Origin of the sequence: Flavobacterium sp. TMP13 (genome assembly GCF_050847115.1) — a bacterium.
Lineage (GTDB): Bacteria > Bacteroidota > Bacteroidia > Flavobacteriales > Flavobacteriaceae > Flavobacterium.
This window is the reverse complement of the sequence record NZ_CP193656.1, coordinates 533,612-549,846: the sequence shown is the minus strand read 5'-3', so window position 1 is coordinate 549,846 and position 16,235 is coordinate 533,612. Positions and strand designations below refer to the sequence as shown.

The window sequence follows — 16,235 nt, the reverse complement described above, 5'->3', positions numbered from 1 at the left end:
AAAATGACGTTCTTGTTTTTTGGGAGTAAATCTAGAAGCATTAGAAAAAAGAATTACAATAGCAGATCTGTCGCTATCTTTTCTTTCGATTAAAGGAAAACGAAAAGCATTGAAGTAGAACAAGCTTCTGTAGATAGTAGCCCCAGTATTAATGCTACGAGACTTGAATTAGTTTAATTGAGTCAAAAAAAAAAATACACCGCTGCTGAGCGTAAATTGTACACGGCTGGTTAGTTCAAGTGGTATAGTCCTTTGCTTATACCTTTGGGAGGAATATATTTTGATGGATTATTAAACGCAGTTAATTAACGTAAAAAGAGATTAGAAAAAGAGCTTTCTAGTGAAAATAAAGAAACTGCTGTACAGCTACCGCAAAAGCTTTTCGGTCAAAAGTATTTGATTAGTGACTTAAAAATTCCTCCGAATCATGTGGCAGGATTTCAGTATTATGTGGTAGAAAATAAGGATTTCATGAAAATTATAAACTTAGAAAATAAAAGTGCCGCCGAGTTTTTATTAGTTGAGTTGGCGCAACAATATAAAAATACAATAACTATTGAAAACGAATAACTCCTTCCTTTTTATTTTTCTTGCAATTACTCATTTTACTTTCGGACAAAATTTGCTGTCTAAAGAAATGAACGGTCAAGTATTTGCTGATTCTAGTTCTGTTGATGGTGTAACTGTTGTGAACAATGCAACGCAACTGACCACAATTACAGATAGCAACGGTCTATTTTCGATTGTAATTCGCGAAGGTGATGTTCTGGTTTTTTCTGCGATAAATTTAGAGGGTTATAAAAAAAGAATTACTTCTTCTGACTTAGCGCTTAATTTTCTTCCTATAAAAATGAAAGCAAAAAGCATTGAATTAAAAGAAGTGGTGATTAATGAGTCGAATATATCGGCTGAAAGCCTAGGGATCATTCCCTATGGTCAAAAAAAATATACCGCTGCCGAACGTAAACTGTACACTGCAAACTCAACTCCAATTGATGCGCTACTCAATGCAATGTCGGGTCGATCAAAAATGTTAAAAAAAGAAATAATAGTTGAGAAAAAAGAGCGAATGCTGTACAAGATTGAAGGATTATTCGAGGAAGATTATTACACCCAAAGACTAAAGATTCCTGCAGATCACATAAAAGGATTTCAATATTACTGCATTGAAAATCCTGAGTTTATGCGTACCTTAGAATCTAAAAATAAAAGCATGAGTATGTTTTTAATCACACAATTGGCTCAGGAATATCTAAAAATAATTGAAAATGAAGACTAAATTTTTTACAGGAATTTTATTTATTTTAATGCAACTTGGTTTTGCTCAAACGAATGATAGAAAATTGTTGAATGGTAAAGTGCAAAACGATTCATTGGCAATAGAAAGCGGTTATGTTTTAAATATTAATGCGCAAACCAGAACTTATATATATAAAGATGGCGCATTTGCTATTATGGCTAAAGCTAAAGACACGCTTTTGTTTTCGGGAATGGTTTTTCAATCGAAAAAAATTGTTGTAAAAGCGGCTGATTTTCAGGAAAAAGCAGTGTTGATTCAGCTAGAATTAATTAACAATCAATTAAATGAAGTTGTGGTTGGTAGTAAATTTAAAGACGAATCTTTATCGGGTGGCACACAAGTAATTGTTGATGGTCAATATTTTGATGATGCCAATTCTTCACCAACCAACCAAGTCATGCACTCCAATCAAACGATAAAAGACGGAATTGATTTTGTTCGAATGTTTAAGGAAGTTAAGAAAGCCCTAAAACCGAAGCCAGAAGACAAACAAGAATATATTGAAGATATCACGTTTTCCAAATATGCGCAAGCCAATTTTAGTCCGACGTTTTATAGAGAAGAGTTGCGTTTAAAAGAAGATGAAATCGATTTATTTTTAATGTATTGTGCGAACGATAGAGAATCTAGAAAATATTTAAAACCAGAATCAAAATTTCAATTAATCGATTTTTTAATCAATAAAAATAAAGAATATAAAAGAATTGTTACTTTTGAAAAATGAAAAAAATAGTTCTAAATTCCTCTTTAATTTTGTTACTTTTTCTTTTTTCGGCTTTTTCTTTCCATAAATTTTATGTGGGAGTATATCAAGTCGATTATGTTCCAGAAAAGAGAATGTTGCAAATAACGTCAAGAATTTTTATTGATGATCTCAATGATGCGATCGAAAAAAAATACAAATTAAAAACTAATGTTGGTACCGAAAAAGAAACGGCTGCAGATGTTACTTTACTAAAAAAGTACTTGTCAGAAAATTTTTTAGTCAAAGTTAACGGTCAATCCAAAGCAATCGTTTTTGTGTCTAAAGAGACCGAAGATCAAAATGTTGTAGTTTGTTACACTAAAATTACCGATGTCACTAAAATAAAAGCATTAGAAGTGAGTAATACCCTTCTAATAGATTGGAACAGAGAACAACAAAACATTACACATTTTTTAATAAATGGCACTAAAAAGACGGTTCTGTTTACAGAATCTTCACGGAAAGAAGTGTTAAAGTATTAAAAACGACGGTAAAAATATTTATTTATTTTTATTTTCACGCCTGCTTAAATGACCAAAACCATTTTTATGAAGAAAATTTCATTACTGCTGTTTTTTCCAGCGCTATTATTTGCACAAGAAAACACTACTGCAGTTACCCCAAAACAACAAGGAAAATACGATACGAACAAGTTCAGTCAGATGTACGATTTGTTGGCTACACCAAACATGTTTCGCACTGCTTCTGGGGCTCCAGGTCCTGCTTATTATCAGCAACAAGCCGATTATAAAATGGATATTGAATTGGACGACAAGAACTCGAAAATCATGGGTTCTCAAACGGTTACTTACTCTAACAATTCTCCTGAAAATTTAGAGTATTTATGGGTTCAATTGGATCAAAATATGCGTGCTAAAAATTCACAATCACCTTTAGCTGAAAATGAAAAAGTAAGTCAAAAACTTACTGTTGGTGGATTTGCTGATAAATATTTAGTAGAAGGTCCAGATCGCGGTTTTCATATCGAATATGTAAAAGATGCACAAGGAAATCCAATGTCACATACCATCAATCAAACCATGATGCGTATTAATTTGGCAACTCCTCTAAAATCTGGAGCTAAAATTACGTTTTCGATCAAGTGGTGGTACAACATTAATAATTATCAAAAAGAAGGGGGACGTTCTGGTTATGAATTGTTCGAAAAAGAAGGAAATAAATTATATGTAATTGCACAATTCTATCCAAGAATGGCGGTTTATAATGACGTAGAAGGTTGGCAGCACATGCAATTTTGGGGTGGAGGAGAGTTCGCTTTGCCATTTGGAAATTTTGACGTCAACTTTACAGCACCAGCGGATCACGTGGTTGATGCAACGGGTGAATTAACCAATAGAAGCGAAATGTTTACCGCGGCACAAAACAAGAGATACGAAAAAGCACTAAAGTCTTTTGATGAGCCAGTAGTAATTGTTACTCAAGAAGAAGCGGAAGCAGCAGAAAAAGGATTTTCAGACCAGAAAAAAACATGGAAATTTAGCGCTAAATATGTGCGTGATTTTGGTATCGCTTCTTCTAGAAAATTTATTTATGATGCAATGGCCGTTCAGTTAAAAGATAAAGTGGTTATGGCAGAATCGTTGTATCCAAAAGAAGCGAATCCATTATGGGGGGAGACTTCTACAAAAGTGGTGGCGCATACCTTAAAAAGTTATTCGGCTCACACTTTTGATTATCCGTATCCAAAAGCCGTTTCTGTTTCTGCCGAAGATCAAGGAATGGAATATCCAATGATTTGTTGGAATTACGGTCGTCCAGATGAAAACGGAGTAACAAGCGATCGCATTAAACATGGAATGACCAGTGTAATTATTCATGAAGTAGGACATACTTTTTTCCCAATGATTGTAAATTCAGACGAGCGCCAGTGGACTTGGATGGATGAAGGTTTAAACTCTTTTTTAGAGTATTTAGCCGAACAAGAATTAGATCCAAATTATCCTTCCAGTAGAGGGCCAGCCAAAAACATCGTTCCCTATATGAGTGGTGATCAGAATTTTTTAGAGCCAATTATGTCTAATTCAGAAACAATTATTCAATTTGGTAACAATGCTTATGGAAAGCCTGCTGCAGGTCTAAATATTTTGAGAGACGTGGTAATGGGGCATGAATTGTTTGATCATGCGTTTAAAACCTATGCCAATCGATGGAAATTCAAGCACCCAACTCCCGAAGATTTTTTTAGAACAATGGAAGATGCTTCGGCAGTAGATTTGGATTGGTTCTGGAGAGGATGGTTTTACTCGACCGACTATGTAGATATCGGAATTAAAGACGTAAAACAATATTATGTTTCAGAAAATCCGACGGCGGAATTGAAAAATGTAAAAATTAGAAAAGGTCGTTTTGGTGTAGAAGAAGGTCCGTTTGTATATTTAATTGATGGTGATCACAAAGAATTCCAATCGTCCAACAAAAAAGGATTAGAAGTAGCGCAAATGCAACCGTTAGTTTCTTACATCAACGAGAATTTTTCTACAGATGAAAAAGCAACTATTAAAAAGCCGAAATATTTTTACGAAGTAGAGTTTAATAAACCAGGCGGAATGATTATGCCAATTTTAGTTGAGCTGACCTACGAAGATGGAAGCAAAGAAGAGTTTAAGTATCCAGCTCAAATTTGGAGAAAAAATAACAGCAGTGCTAAAAAAGTTTATGCGACCGAAAAAGCAATAAAAAAGATACAAATTGATCCTAAATTGCTAACCGCAGATATTGATGTAACTAATAATGTCTGGCCAAAAGTGGTTACAAAATCAAAATTTGACTAAATATTAAATAAAAAAAGACTCACTAAGAGTCTTTTTTTATTTAATATAATTTTAAAGCACAAGGCTACAAATTTAATTATCTTTGTAGCAGATTAAAAAAATACAATTATGTTTGGAATAGGCGGCGGAGAATTAATATTCATTTTGTTTATAGTTTTAATGCTTTTTGGTTCTGATAAAGTGCCAGAAATTGCGCGTACGATGGGTAAAGCTATGGCTCAACTTAAAAATGCAACCAACGATTTAAAAAGTGAAATCCAGAAAGGAGCCGAAGAAAATGGTTTCGATCAAAAAACACTAAGCGATTTGACGGGTAATATCAACGAAGAAATAGCCAAAGCCAAAAGCGGATTATTGGGAGATGCAACGGCCGAGTTTGAAAAAACAAGAGAAGAAATTGACACCATTACAGGTCCTATAAAACGTATGCGCTAATGTTAGAAAAATTACTGCAGTTAGATACCAAATTATTCGTTTTTCTTAATAGTTTGGGTTCGGAAAATTTTGATGCTTTTTGGCTTATCGTTACCAAACAAGCTTACTGGACGCCTTTTTTTTTACTATTGTTTTATCTTATTTACAAAAAGCTGGGTGTCAAGCAAACATTGTTTTTAATCCTTTTTATTGCAATTCTAATCACCTGTACAGATCAATTGACAAACCTGATCAAAAATTCGGTACAGCGTTTACGCCCGTGCAATAATCCAGAAATTAATGATTTTATCCGAATCGTTCAAGTTCGAAAATCATTTAGCTTTTTCTCTGGACACGCTTCCAATACAATGGCGGTTGCTACTTTTTTATATTGTGTTTTAAACAAGCATTTTAAATACTTTTACGTACTCTTTTTATGGCCGTTGGTATTCGCATACAGCCGTATTTACTTAGGTTTGCATTATCCTTTAGATATTTTATCAGGATACGCTGCTGGTGCAATTTTAGGATTTTTAATCTTTAAGATTTATCAAAAAGTGAAAGCAAAATACTTTCCAGTTTAGTTTTTTTAGAAGTTATTTACTGTCAATCGCTGTATTTTTTGCTGCCTAAAAAAGATAACAAAAGGATGCCGCTGCTACCAGGGCTATGGGTATACTAGTTCAAAATATAGTAAGTTTTAAACTTTGAATTTTTCTCTACAAATCTGTCGAGCATCTAGGTAACTAATCTCCTTTGAATATTACTCAAAAACCTTTGTAAATCTGTCGCTTAAGTGTTTTTAGAAGCTTTCTTGGAAAAACCACTCTTCTACAAAACTCTACTAACGGTCAATCCATCACGAATAGGTAACAAAACTGTTTCTACTCTAGGATCGTCTCGAAGTAAAACATTGTATTCTAAAAGTACTTGAGTACTGGTATCGTTTTTATGGACAGGTTCTAAAACTTTTCCGCTCCACAAAACATTATCCGACAAAATAATACCGCCTTTATTCATTTTAGGAACAATCAAATTCCAATAGTTAATATAGTTTTCTTTATCGGCATCAATAAAAACCAAATCAAATTTCAAATCCAAATCCGGAATAATAGTCGTTGCTTCACCCAAGTGCTGAAAAATTTGTGAACCCCAAGGAGATAGGTCAAAATATTTTCGTTGAAAGTCAATTAATTCTTCTTTAATATCAATCGTATGCAACTGACCTTTTTCCTGCATTCCTTCGCATAAGCATAAACTAGCGTAGCCAGTGTAAGTTCCTATTTCTAAAATATTTATTGGACGAATTAACGTAGAAAGCATACCTAAAACACGACCTTGAAAATGACCACTTAACATTCTAGGTAGTAATATTTTTTGGTACGTTTCTTTGTTTAATTTAGCTAATAATTCGGGTTCTCTTTCCGAATGTTGCTCTATATACTCTTCTAATTCTTCTGAAATAAAATGCATTTTATAAATTTTTGATAAAGGGAAGTATTGCTTTTGTTGGTGACAAAATTACAAAATATTTAAGGCCATTTTACTATTGCATTTCAGATTGCCATATAAAAAATAAATAAGGATTCATACGAACTTAATTCGCAGGAATCCTTTATATCCATTTTTCTAAAAAGCAATTAAAAAATAAAGCGACATGCAATTACTCTTACTTTTTCATTTCTTTTGAAACGTTGTCTGCAGTTTTCTCCACACCTTCTTTAACATCTTTTGCTGCTCCTTCTACTGCTTTAGCCCCTTTTTTGGTTGCTCGTTTAATATTTTCAATAGTGCTATCGATTTTTACACTAGCGGTATCACTTTTTTCATTCATGTCTTCTAATAAAGTGTCTAGTTTTTGTCCTGGCGTCAATTCTAGTCCGTCAGGTCGATCTGCAGACTTTTTACACGATTGCACGGTAGTACACAAAAGAACAGCTGCTACTATTGTTATAATTTGTTTTTTCATAATATATTTAGGTTTGAAAAGTGGTTCAAATGTAAAAATTGCGGTTGTAATTTATTTATAAAGTTAAGGAATTTCGTTACATAATTTTGATCTTGCATCTTTCCGAAACTATTTAAAGTAAAGCAGTCGTAAGAAAGTTTTTAGGACACTTACCGATTCAATAAATACTTAGTAACTTTGCACCATGCAAATTGATAAAAAAGACATAAGAGCGCTATCTAAAGAACAATTACGTGATTTTTTTGTTTCTAATGGAGACAAAGCATTCCGCGGAAACCAAGTTTACGAATGGTTGTGGAGCAAAGGAGCGCATAACTTTGATGATATGACCAATGTGGCCAAAGGAACTCGTGCTATGCTCGAAGATAATTTTGTGATTAATCACATTAAAGTAGATCTGATGCAACGCAGTTCTGATGGTACGGTAAAAAATGCAGTTCGCCTGCACGATGGTTTAGTGGTAGAGTCGGTGTTAATTCCGACAGCAACTCGAACTACAGCCTGTGTTTCTAGTCAGGTTGGCTGTAGCTTAGACTGTAATTTTTGTGCTACAGCGCGCTTAAAACGAATGCGAAATTTAGAACCTGGCGAAATTTACGATCAGGTGTTGGCTATCGATAAAGAAAGTCGTTTGTATTACAATCATCCGCTATCCAACATTGTTTTTATGGGAATGGGTGAGCCGCTGATGAACTATAACAATGTCATTAAGGCAATTGCTATGATTACTTCAGAGGAAGGATTAGGCATGTCGCCGAAACGGATTATGGTTTCGACTTCTGGTATTCCAAAAATTATCAAGAAAATGGCCGATGACGAAGTAAAATTCAAATTAGCAGTTTCGTTACACTCTGCTATAGATGAAATTAGAGCTAGAATTATGCCTTTTAGTATTAATTTTCCACTGGCTGATTTGCGTGAATCTTTAGAATATTGGTACCGAAAAACTAAAAGTAAAATTTCATACGAGTATGTAGTTTGGAAAGGAATTAACGACAATAAAGAATCAATTGATGCCTTGGTTAAATTTTGCAAATATGTGCCTTGCAAGGTCAATTTGATCGAATACAATCCGATTGATGATGGCGAATTTCAGCAAGCTTCAGAAGAGTCAATAAACGCTTACATTAGTGCTTTAGAAAAAAGCGGAATTGTGGTAAAAGTACGTCGTAGTCGCGGAAAAGACATCGATGCCGCATGTGGCCAATTGGCCAATAAAGAAAGTTAATTGATCGTAAAGTTTTTTTTTAAATTAAGAGTAGGAGACGGTACCTTTTAAAAGCAAAATGGTTTTTCAAAAGTTAGTTTCCATAATTGAATTCTCTACTCAAAGTAGTATATTTGGCATCTAGATGAACATTACTTCGCAAATAAAACAGCCTATTTTTCGTGAGATGGAACTTTTTGAAAAAAAGTTCTATGAATCGATGACTTCCAAAGTGGCATTGTTGAATCGAATCACCTATTTTATCGTGAACCGCAAGGGCAAACAAATGCGTCCTATGTTTGTGTTTCTAACTGCAAAAATGGTCGCAGGCGGGAGCGTAAATGAGCGAACGTATCGTGGCGCTTGTGTGATCGAACTTATTCATACGGCGACATTGGTGCATGATGACGTTGTGGATGATAGCAACAGACGTCGCGGATTTTTCTCGATTAATGCTTTATGGAAAAATAAAATTGCTGTCTTAGTGGGTGATTATTTGCTCTCCAAAGGATTGTTGCTTTCTATTGATAACGACGATTTTGATTTGCTGAAAATTATCTCGGTTGCCGTTCGTGAAATGAGCGAAGGAGAACTGCTTCAGATAGAAAAAGCACGTCGTCTAGATATTACCGAAACGGTTTATTATGAAATCATTCGCAAAAAAACAGCAACACTTATTGCTGCTTGTTGTGCTTTGGGTGCCAAATCGGTTATTGAAGATGGGGCAGAAGTAGAAAACATGCGTAAATTTGGTGAACTCATCGGAATGGCTTTTCAAATTAAAGATGATTTATTCGATTATACAGACGAAGCCATCGGAAAACCAACCGGAATTGATATAAAAGAGCAAAAAATGACATTGCCCCTTATATATGTCTTAAATACTTGTTCTCCTAAGGAAAAAAAATGGGTAATCAATTCCATTAAAAACCACAATAAAGACAAAAAGCGTGTCAAAGAAGTGATTGCATTTGTAAAAGCAAAAAATGGTTTGATCTACGCCGAAAATAAAATGATCGAATTTCAACAGGAAGCTCTTTTGTTACTTGACAATTACCCAAATTCAGATTATAAAGAAGCACTGATTTTAATGGTTAACTACGTTATCGAGCGAAAAAAATAAGTTTTTTATTTTTAAAAATATACGCTCAATTTCAAAATTTAATTACAATGAATGTAAGGATTCATTTGTAGTTTATCTTCGTTTCAATTGTAATTTTCTCAATTAATTATATCGCAATGAAGTACTTTCACAGAAGTGTTTTTTTCGATTTATAAAGTACCTAACTCTTCAGTTTTGTGTATTTTTGCAGACTCTTAACCCTCTAAAATAATTCCTTTTGATTTCTCAAAGTACTATTGATACCGTTTTTGAAACCGCTCGTGTAGAGGAGGTTATTGGCGATTTTGTGCAATTAAAAAGAGCAGGAAGCAATTATAAAGGATTGAGTCCGTTCTCTGATGAGCGTTCTCCTTCATTTATGGTTTCTCCCGTAAAACAAATTTGGAAAGATTTTAGTTCTGGCAAAGGCGGGAACTCGGTCGCTTTCTTAATGGAGCACGAACACTTTACGTATCCTGAAGCTATAAAATACTTGGCTCGAAAATACAACATCGAGATAGAGGAGACACTACAAACAGACGCCGAAAAAGCAATTACAGATGTTCGGGAAAGCATGTATTTGGTTTCTGAATTTGCGGCCAAATATTTTCAAGATGTTTTGGTTAATACCGAAGAAGGAAAAGCGATAGGATATTCTTATTTTAAAGAAAGAGGATTTACCAGCGAAACTATTAAAAAGTTTGCATTAGGATATTCTCCCGAAACTTGGGACGCTTTTACTAAACAAGCTTTAGGTAAAGGATTTCAGATGGAGTTTCTAGAAAGTACTGGTTTAACAATCGCCAGAGAAGACCGACCATTCGACCGTTTTAAAGGTCGTGTGATGTTCCCGATTCATAGTATGTCAGGACGTGTTTTAGGATTCGGAGGTCGTATTTTAACTAATGATAAGAAAGCGGCAAAGTACTTAAATTCACCCGAAAGCGATATTTACCATAAGAGTAAAGTATTGTACGGTATTTTTCAGGCGAAGCAATCAATCGCCAAATTAAACAATTGCTTTTTGGTTGAAGGGTATACGGATGTAATTCAGTTCAACCAAGCTGGAATTGAAAATGTAGTCGCTTCATCGGGAACGGCTTTAACACCAGATCAGATTCGTTTAGTTAATAGATTAACTAAAAATATCACCGTTTTATTTGATGGAGATGCTGCGGGATTGCGTGCGTCAGTGCGTGGAATCGATTTGATTCTAGAGGAAGGAATGAATGTAAGAGTATGTACATTTCCTGATGGAGAAGATCCGGATAGTTTTGCAAAAAAGACTTCGCATGAAGATTTAGTTCACTACCTCGAAGCAAATGCAAAAGATTTTATTCAGTTTAAGGCATCGCTTTTAATGAATGAAGCTAAAAATGATCCTGTAAAAAAGGCCGATTTGATTCGGGATATGGTGACTAGTATTTCAAAAATTCCAGATAGAATCCAGCGCGAAATTTACATTCAGGAATGTGCTAGAATTATGGATATTTCTGAACAAGTTTTGGTTAGTACTTTGGCACAACTGGTTCAAAAAGACATTGTAGAAATCGGTAAAAAACAAAAGCAAGAACAAAGAGCTTTTGAAATTGTAAAAAACGAGAATCCTGCCGAAGCAGAAAAAGTTGATATTTTGTATCGGTTAGAGCGAAAAATAATTGAAATTTTATTGCTATATGGAAATAAAACGGAAGAGTTTGAAGATGTTCTGTTAAAAACAAACGAAGAAGGTGAAGTAGAAATGTATTCGGAGAAAAAAGAATATAAAGTATACGAACGCATTTTTTTAAGTTTGCAGGAAGATGAAGTTGAATTGTCTAATGAGTTGTTTCGGAAAATTTTCACCGATTTAATTACCTATTACAATCAAGTAGAAAATTTTAGCTTAGAGCAGTATTTAATGCGCATTCAGCCCGAATTTGCTCGTGAGGTTACGGACATTATTATGGAAGACGAGCAGCTGGTCATGCACAATTGGGAAGGTCAGAATATTTTTCCAAAAAATAAATCAGCTTCGATAGCACAATATGTTTCAGAGATTATATTATCAATGCGATGGTATTTGGTTGGTAGTATTATTGAAGAATTAAAAAGCTCTATACAATCTGATGCAAATTCAGATAATACAGAGCTTTTAATGATGATAATGGATTACTCGAAACTAGTTAATACGTTTTCGAAAAAACTAGGTCGCGTCATGTCGCGTTATCATTAAATAATTTCTAACGTCTTTGCTTTATTAACTAAGTCAACTAAGTTAGTCACGTTTAATTTTGTTAGTAAACGTAATTTATACGTACTAATTGTTTTTTCGTTTAGGTTAAGAATTTTTGAAATTTCATTATTCTTTTTACCATCACTTAAATAACGCAATACTTCAACTTCTCTATTAGAAAGTTTTCTGTACAAACGTTCGCTTTTACTTTGCTTGGCTATTAAAGCCATGTTTTTGCGAACATTTTCGTTAATAATAACTTTACCTTCGTGAACTTTCACGATAGAATTTCCGAGAGTCTCTAACTTCTCTGTCTTTTGTACATAACCTGATACACCAGCTTTAATAGCATTCGGCGCATACATTTGCTCCGAAAGATCACTGTATATAATAATTTTTGTCTTTGGGAAATTTTTCAGCAAAGCTTTCACTTCAAAAATACTAGCTAAACCTTCTAGAGCTAAGTCAAGGACTAAGACATCAATGTCTTTTGTTTGAAGGATATCTCTTACCATCGAAAAGTTTCCCACGTTGGCAACAATCGATATATCATTGTGGTCTTTGAAATAAGACTTTACACCAAAGTGCGTCACAGGGTGGTTGTCTGCTAAACATACTTTAATCATAATTTTACCTTTTTTAGAATTGTTCGTGTTTTTGGATCTGTAAAATTAATAAATAAATTCTGTAAATAATTGCAAATCAACATAAATAAAGATTATTTTAACGTATCTGGAATTAAACATACTGGTATCGGGTTCATTTTGTGTTGATTAATTGTATTTAATCTCTTATAAATTTTGAAAACTTCTTGCTGTCTACCCCAAAAATTTTCAGCTGTATTTCCTGCTTTGTCTGCTAACATTGCCTCTTCTAATTCATCATAACTGGCGCCCAATTGTTCTTCGTCTGTTCGGCTATCTCCAAATAATCCGTCTGTTGGAGCAGCTGTCAAAATAGATTCTGAAACGCTTAAAAATGCAGATAACGCATATACATCAGACTTCATCAAGTCTGCTATCGGACTCACATCAACTCCGCCATCTCCGTATTTAGTATAAAATCCAACTCCAAAATCTTCAATTTTATTTCCTGTTCCGGCCACTAATAAACCATGAATTCCGGCAAGATAATAGAGCGTTGACATTCGTAATCTAGCACGACTGTTCGCTAATGAGAGGTTTAGCTTATCTAAATTAAGGTCATCGGGAACGCTTGTTTTAAAAGCATCAAAAGTAGCGCTCAAATCTACTTCTATATTGGAAACGTTCGAAAAGCAGTCTTTTAATGTTTTGATATGTTCGCGTCCTCGTGAAACTTCACTTTTTGCTTGATGAATTGGCATTTCAACACATAATACTTTTAAGCCAGTTTGTGCACACAAAATTGACGTTAGAGCCGAATCAATTCCGCCCGAAATTCCAATTACGAAACCATTGACTTTAGCAGTTGTTGCATATTCTTTTAGCCATTGAACAATATAATCATTTACTTTTTCAGTCTGAATGGTGCTTTTTTTAGCCATAATAGTTCACGTTTTTAGATACAGCGACGTATATTTGCACAGTCTTTTTGGGGTCATTATTAATAAGTAACGTGCATCACAAATTTAATTAAAATAAAATGAAATCATATCGCTTTGCCTTAATCCTATTTGTGATTTTAATATCCTGTGAGAAAAAAAGTAAAACAGAGAAAGCCATCGACGATATTCCTGTAGCGATCAAAGTAGAACGATTTGATAAAGCTTTTTTTGAGACCAAACCAGAAGATTTAGCTAGGCTAAAAAGAGAATATCCCTTATTTTTTCCTTCTAATACTGAAGATGCAGTTTGGATTGAAAAAATGCAAGATCCGTTATGGCGGGAATTGTATCAAGAAGTAGAAAGAAAGTACAGTAATTTTGAGCCCGTTCGTAAAGATTTTGATGTTCTGTTCCAGCATATTAAGTATTATTTCCCTGAAACTAAAACGCCTAAAATTATTACAGTTATTGCCGAAATGGACTATAATAGTAAAGTGATTTATGCCGACAGTTTAGTGATTGTTTCTTTGGAATTATATTTGGGTAAAGACCATAAATTTTATCAGTTTCCAGAATACATTAAACAGAGTTTTGAAACTAAACAAATAATGCCTGATGCAGTGGCTAGCTTCGCGAGTCGAAAAATTGCTAAAGTCACAGATAAAAGTTTATTGTCACAGATGATTTATTTTGGCAAAGAATTATATTTGAAGGATTTACTATTGCCAGAATATAGTGATGATGAAAAAATTGGTTATACCGAGGAGCAACTACTTTGGTGTCAAGAAAATGAAAGTTATATGTGGCGTTATTTTATAGAGCGCGAAATGTTGTACGATGATGATGCAAAATTAAAAGCAAGATTTGTATCGCCAGCACCTTTCTCTAAATTTTATTTAGAAATTGATAACGAAACTCCAGGAAGAGTTGGTGCATGGGTTGGATGGCAAATAGTTCGGTCGTACATAAAGAATAATGATGTAACTCTAGATGAAATGTTACAATTGAGTGAAAAAGAGATCTTCGAAAAATCGAAATATAAACCCAAAAAGTAAGAAATAATTTGTAATTGCACAAACAGAATTGTGGTGAATCTTTACTATAATTTGCAGTTAATTTATAAATAATTAAATACCAAAATATGAAGTCAGAAATTAATTTTGATATAGAATTAGACGAAAATCGCGTACCGGAAAAATTATCGTGGTCTGCGAAAGATGGTGGTGTCGAAAAAGAAGAAGCAAAGGCAATTATGTTGTCTATTTGGGACAGCAGAGTAAAAGAGACGATGCGTATTGACTTGTGGACCAAAGATATGCCAGTTGATGAAATGAAAATTTTCTTTCATCAAACTTTGGTAGCTATGTCTGATACTTTCAAACGCGCTACAGATGATGAAAAAATGGCGGATACCATGAAAGATTTTTGTGATTACTTTGCAGAAAAATTAGAATTGACAAAATAAGCTGAAATTCATTCCAATAAAAAATCCCATATTTCAATATCTACAGTTGAAATGTGGGATTTTTTTATTTGGCAGTTCTAGTTAAAAATTAATTTTGAAATTTTAATTTACTTAATTAAAACTGATTTTTTCTCTAAATCTTTCAATAATTTCTTGAAGGCTCCTTTTATTAATTTTTTATTGCTTTTATGAAAACTAATATTGTCAATTAGTTTATCTGATTTTGTCGTTTCCCAGAGCGATTTCTGTTTCTCGCTAGTAACCGTACCAACTACGCGCTGTGAATATATAATTTCTTGCAAATTTAAGTCATATACTTCTAAAGTCACCTCACTCTGATTTTTTCCTGTAGAGTTCTCATCTTCATAAAAACCAATTTTTCCTAAATCACTTCTGTTTTCTTTAGCAGTTACATTAATGAAAAAATCAAAATTGGTTCCAATTTTTAATTCTTTGATTTTCTGCTTACTGGGGTTTAAAGGTATGAGATGAGGAAGGAGTAATCCATTAATTTCAGGTCTATAATAATAACGATCAGTCAGATTTTTAGCAAAAAATAGTGTTGCTTGCTCTTTGATTTCATCGTTGCTATCGCAGTTACAATCGATTTGATTGAGAAGCCATTTGCCTTGAGTAAAATCAACGCCAGTTTTATAATTGTTATTCGTAAAGAGATAGGTTTTACTCTGACAAGATTCAAGAAAAACTAAAATAAATATCGAAATGAATACGATAGCAATACGTCTATTTCTCACGATCATGACATTGAACTGAATTTAAAACCCACTATTGTTTTTAAAAACTTCTTGGTTAATTTCATCTATATAACCTAAAATATATTCTTTACCAGTGCTCTCTGTTGCTGAAGTCACAAAGTACTGTGGCATTTCTTCCCAATTATTCATGAACATTTGCTTTCTGTAGGCGGCAACATGCGAGTCAATTTTAGTCTTACTAATTTTATCTGCCTTTGTAAACACAATGCAAAACGGAATTTCGCTTTCGCCCATATAAGACATAAACTCAATATCAATTTTTTGAGCTTCTAAACGGATATCAATAAGTACAAAAGCACATACCAACTGCTCTCTAGTTTCAAAATAGTCTGTAATGAACTGTTGAAAAATAGATTTTGTTTTTTTGGAAACTTTAGCATACCCGTAACCTGGTAAATCGACCAAAAACCAATTATTATTGATTTTAAAATGGTTGATTAGTTGCGTTTTTCCAGGACGTCCTGAAGTTTTAGCTAAATTTTTATGATTAGTAAGCATGTTTATTAACGAAGATTTTCCAACATTGGATCTTCCTATAAAAGCATACTCAGGTAAAATTTCTTTCGGACATTTATCAACTTCAGAGTTGCTTATTATAAATTCGGCGGTATTGATTTTCATAGATGAAAAATTTATTTTTTAGCGACCAGATAGGGTTTCGCTTTTATGTTTGATTTTTGCTTGCGCAAAATAGTTTTAATAGCGATTTCATAATTCTACTGTCT

General features: G+C 33.6%; 18 protein-coding genes. 12 read left to right on the top strand and 6 right to left on the bottom strand.

The annotated features are described in order from the left end of the window. The first annotated feature begins 396 nt into the window (after positions 1 to 396). The 7 genes from ACRASX_RS02400 (at position 397) to ACRASX_RS02370 (ending at position 5,835) form a co-directional block, all read left to right on the top strand. Complete coding sequence (locus ACRASX_RS02400) at positions 397 to 570, top strand: hypothetical protein (protein WP_432222302.1); 174 nt, start codon at positions 397 to 399, stop codon at positions 568 to 570. Further along, complete coding sequence (locus tag ACRASX_RS02395; protein WP_432222301.1) at positions 557 to 1,279, top strand: carboxypeptidase-like regulatory domain-containing protein; 723 nt, start codon at positions 557 to 559, stop codon at positions 1,277 to 1,279. Before ACRASX_RS02400 ends, ACRASX_RS02395 begins: the two co-directional genes overlap by 14 nt. After that, positions 1,269 to 2,024, top strand: coding sequence for a hypothetical protein (locus ACRASX_RS02390; RefSeq protein ID WP_432222300.1), 756 nt, complete (start codon positions 1,269 to 1,271; stop codon positions 2,022 to 2,024). The genes ACRASX_RS02395 and ACRASX_RS02390 overlap by 11 nt, the downstream gene beginning before the upstream one ends. Further along, positions 2,021 to 2,527: a DUF6702 family protein gene (locus ACRASX_RS02385; RefSeq protein ID WP_432222299.1), complete on the top strand. Its 507-nt coding sequence runs from the start codon at positions 2,021 to 2,023 to the stop codon at positions 2,525 to 2,527. The genes ACRASX_RS02390 and ACRASX_RS02385 overlap by 4 nt, the downstream gene beginning before the upstream one ends. Before the next feature lie 66 nt (positions 2,528 to 2,593). Next, complete coding sequence (locus tag ACRASX_RS02380; protein ID WP_432222298.1) at positions 2,594 to 4,837, top strand: M1 family metallopeptidase; 2,244 nt, start codon at positions 2,594 to 2,596, stop codon at positions 4,835 to 4,837. 108 nt (positions 4,838 to 4,945) lie between these two features. Further along, complete coding sequence (locus tag ACRASX_RS02375) at positions 4,946 to 5,272, top strand: Sec-independent protein translocase subunit TatA/TatB (RefSeq protein WP_066310621.1); 327 nt, start codon at positions 4,946 to 4,948, stop codon at positions 5,270 to 5,272. Then, positions 5,272 to 5,835: a phosphatase PAP2 family protein gene (locus ACRASX_RS02370; protein WP_432222297.1), complete on the top strand. Its 564-nt coding sequence runs from the start codon at positions 5,272 to 5,274 to the stop codon at positions 5,833 to 5,835. The genes ACRASX_RS02375 and ACRASX_RS02370 overlap by 1 nt, the downstream gene beginning before the upstream one ends. 247 nt (positions 5,836 to 6,082) lie before the next feature. Here ACRASX_RS02370 and ACRASX_RS02365 read toward each other — a convergent pair whose 3' ends face one another. Both ACRASX_RS02365 and ACRASX_RS02360 read right to left on the bottom strand, forming a co-directional pair. Beyond that, positions 6,083 to 6,724, bottom strand: a complete 642-nt coding sequence (locus tag ACRASX_RS02365) for an O-methyltransferase (protein WP_432222296.1) — start codon at positions 6,722 to 6,724, stop codon at positions 6,083 to 6,085. 196 nt (positions 6,725 to 6,920) lie between these two features. Next, a complete protein-coding gene (locus tag ACRASX_RS02360; RefSeq protein WP_432222295.1) occupies positions 6,921 to 7,220 on the bottom strand; it encodes a hypothetical protein in 300 nt (99 codons plus the stop codon). Between the two features lie 184 nt (positions 7,221 to 7,404). Here ACRASX_RS02360 and rlmN point away from each other — a divergent pair, with 184 nt between their 5' ends. The 3 genes from rlmN (at position 7,405) to dnaG (ending at position 11,744) form a co-directional block, all read left to right on the top strand. After that, the gene (gene rlmN / locus ACRASX_RS02355) at positions 7,405 to 8,448 is read left to right on the top strand and encodes a 23S rRNA (adenine(2503)-C(2))-methyltransferase RlmN (RefSeq protein WP_066310611.1); all 1,044 of its coding nucleotides are present in this window, start codon (positions 7,405 to 7,407) and stop codon (positions 8,446 to 8,448) included. Between the two features lie 124 nt (positions 8,449 to 8,572). Further along, positions 8,573 to 9,550 carry a polyprenyl synthetase family protein gene (locus ACRASX_RS02350; protein WP_432222294.1) on the top strand — a complete coding sequence of 326 codons (978 nt, stop codon included), beginning with the start codon at positions 8,573 to 8,575 and terminating at the stop codon, positions 9,548 to 9,550. 217 nt (positions 9,551 to 9,767) lie between these two features. Further along, on the top strand, positions 9,768 to 11,744 hold the full coding sequence (gene dnaG, locus ACRASX_RS02345) for a DNA primase (protein ID WP_432222293.1): 1,977 nt from the start codon (positions 9,768 to 9,770) through the stop codon (positions 11,742 to 11,744). Here the strand turns inward: dnaG and ACRASX_RS02340 are convergent. Both ACRASX_RS02340 and nadE read right to left on the bottom strand, forming a co-directional pair. Beyond that, positions 11,741 to 12,370 (bottom strand): LuxR C-terminal-related transcriptional regulator, encoded by a 630-nt coding sequence (locus ACRASX_RS02340; protein ID WP_066310603.1) that lies wholly within the window; start codon positions 12,368 to 12,370, stop codon positions 11,741 to 11,743. The two genes, dnaG and ACRASX_RS02340, sit on opposite strands and share 4 nt — an antisense overlap. A 92-nt stretch (positions 12,371 to 12,462) precedes the next feature. Then, positions 12,463 to 13,269 (bottom strand): NAD(+) synthase, encoded by an 807-nt coding sequence (gene nadE, locus ACRASX_RS02335; RefSeq protein ID WP_432222292.1) that lies wholly within the window; start codon positions 13,267 to 13,269, stop codon positions 12,463 to 12,465. Between the two features lie 98 nt (positions 13,270 to 13,367). Between nadE and gldB the strand changes: the two genes are divergently transcribed. After that, a complete protein-coding gene (gldB, locus tag ACRASX_RS02330; protein ID WP_432222291.1) occupies positions 13,368 to 14,324 on the top strand; it encodes a gliding motility lipoprotein GldB in 957 nt (318 codons plus the stop codon). Positions 14,325 to 14,410: 86 nt separating this feature from the next. Next, a complete protein-coding gene (gldC, locus tag ACRASX_RS02325; RefSeq protein ID WP_066310598.1) occupies positions 14,411 to 14,734 on the top strand; it encodes a gliding motility protein GldC in 324 nt (107 codons plus the stop codon). A 107-nt stretch (positions 14,735 to 14,841) separates the two neighbouring features. Here gldC and ACRASX_RS02320 read toward each other — a convergent pair whose 3' ends face one another. Both ACRASX_RS02320 and yihA read right to left on the bottom strand, forming a co-directional pair. Beyond that, positions 14,842 to 15,495 carry a hypothetical protein gene (locus ACRASX_RS02320; protein ID WP_066310596.1) on the bottom strand — a complete coding sequence of 218 codons (654 nt, stop codon included), beginning with the start codon at positions 15,493 to 15,495 and terminating at the stop codon, positions 14,842 to 14,844. A gap of 15 nt (positions 15,496 to 15,510) precedes the next feature. Next, positions 15,511 to 16,131 (bottom strand): ribosome biogenesis GTP-binding protein YihA/YsxC, encoded by a 621-nt coding sequence (gene yihA / locus ACRASX_RS02315; RefSeq protein ID WP_066310594.1) that lies wholly within the window; start codon positions 16,129 to 16,131, stop codon positions 15,511 to 15,513. Between the last annotated feature and the right edge of the window lie 104 nt (positions 16,132 to 16,235).

Bases quoted from the DNA above. Each gene is read 5' to 3' on its own strand.
- ACRASX_RS02390 (WP_432222300.1), top strand. From the start codon at position 1,269: ATGAAGACTAAATTTTTTACAGGAATTTTATTTATTTTAATGCAACTT.
- ACRASX_RS02385 (WP_432222299.1), top strand. From the start codon at position 2,021: ATGAAAAAAATAGTTCTAAATTCCTCTTTAATTTTGTTACTTTTTCTT.
- ACRASX_RS02380 (WP_432222298.1), top strand. From the start codon at position 2,594: ATGAAGAAAATTTCATTACTGCTGTTTTTTCCAGCGCTATTATTTGCA.
- ACRASX_RS02375 (WP_066310621.1), top strand. From the start codon at position 4,946: ATGTTTGGAATAGGCGGCGGAGAATTAATATTCATTTTGTTTATAGTT.
- ACRASX_RS02370 (WP_432222297.1), top strand. From the start codon at position 5,272: ATGTTAGAAAAATTACTGCAGTTAGATACCAAATTATTCGTTTTTCTT.
- ACRASX_RS02365 (WP_432222296.1), bottom strand. From the start codon at position 6,724: ATGCATTTTATTTCAGAAGAATTAGAAGAGTATATAGAGCAACATTCG.
- ACRASX_RS02360 (WP_432222295.1), bottom strand. From the start codon at position 7,220: ATGAAAAAACAAATTATAACAATAGTAGCAGCTGTTCTTTTGTGTACT.
- rlmN (WP_066310611.1), top strand. From the start codon at position 7,405: ATGCAAATTGATAAAAAAGACATAAGAGCGCTATCTAAAGAACAATTA.
- ACRASX_RS02350 (WP_432222294.1), top strand. From the start codon at position 8,573: ATGAACATTACTTCGCAAATAAAACAGCCTATTTTTCGTGAGATGGAA.
- ACRASX_RS02340 (WP_066310603.1), bottom strand. From the start codon at position 12,370: ATGATTAAAGTATGTTTAGCAGACAACCACCCTGTGACGCACTTTGGT.
- nadE (WP_432222292.1), bottom strand. From the start codon at position 13,269: ATGGCTAAAAAAAGCACCATTCAGACTGAAAAAGTAAATGATTATATT.
- gldB (WP_432222291.1), top strand. From the start codon at position 13,368: ATGAAATCATATCGCTTTGCCTTAATCCTATTTGTGATTTTAATATCC.
- gldC (WP_066310598.1), top strand. From the start codon at position 14,411: ATGAAGTCAGAAATTAATTTTGATATAGAATTAGACGAAAATCGCGTA.
- ACRASX_RS02320 (WP_066310596.1), bottom strand. From the start codon at position 15,495: ATGATCGTGAGAAATAGACGTATTGCTATCGTATTCATTTCGATATTT.
- yihA (WP_066310594.1), bottom strand. From the start codon at position 16,131: ATGAAAATCAATACCGCCGAATTTATAATAAGCAACTCTGAAGTTGAT.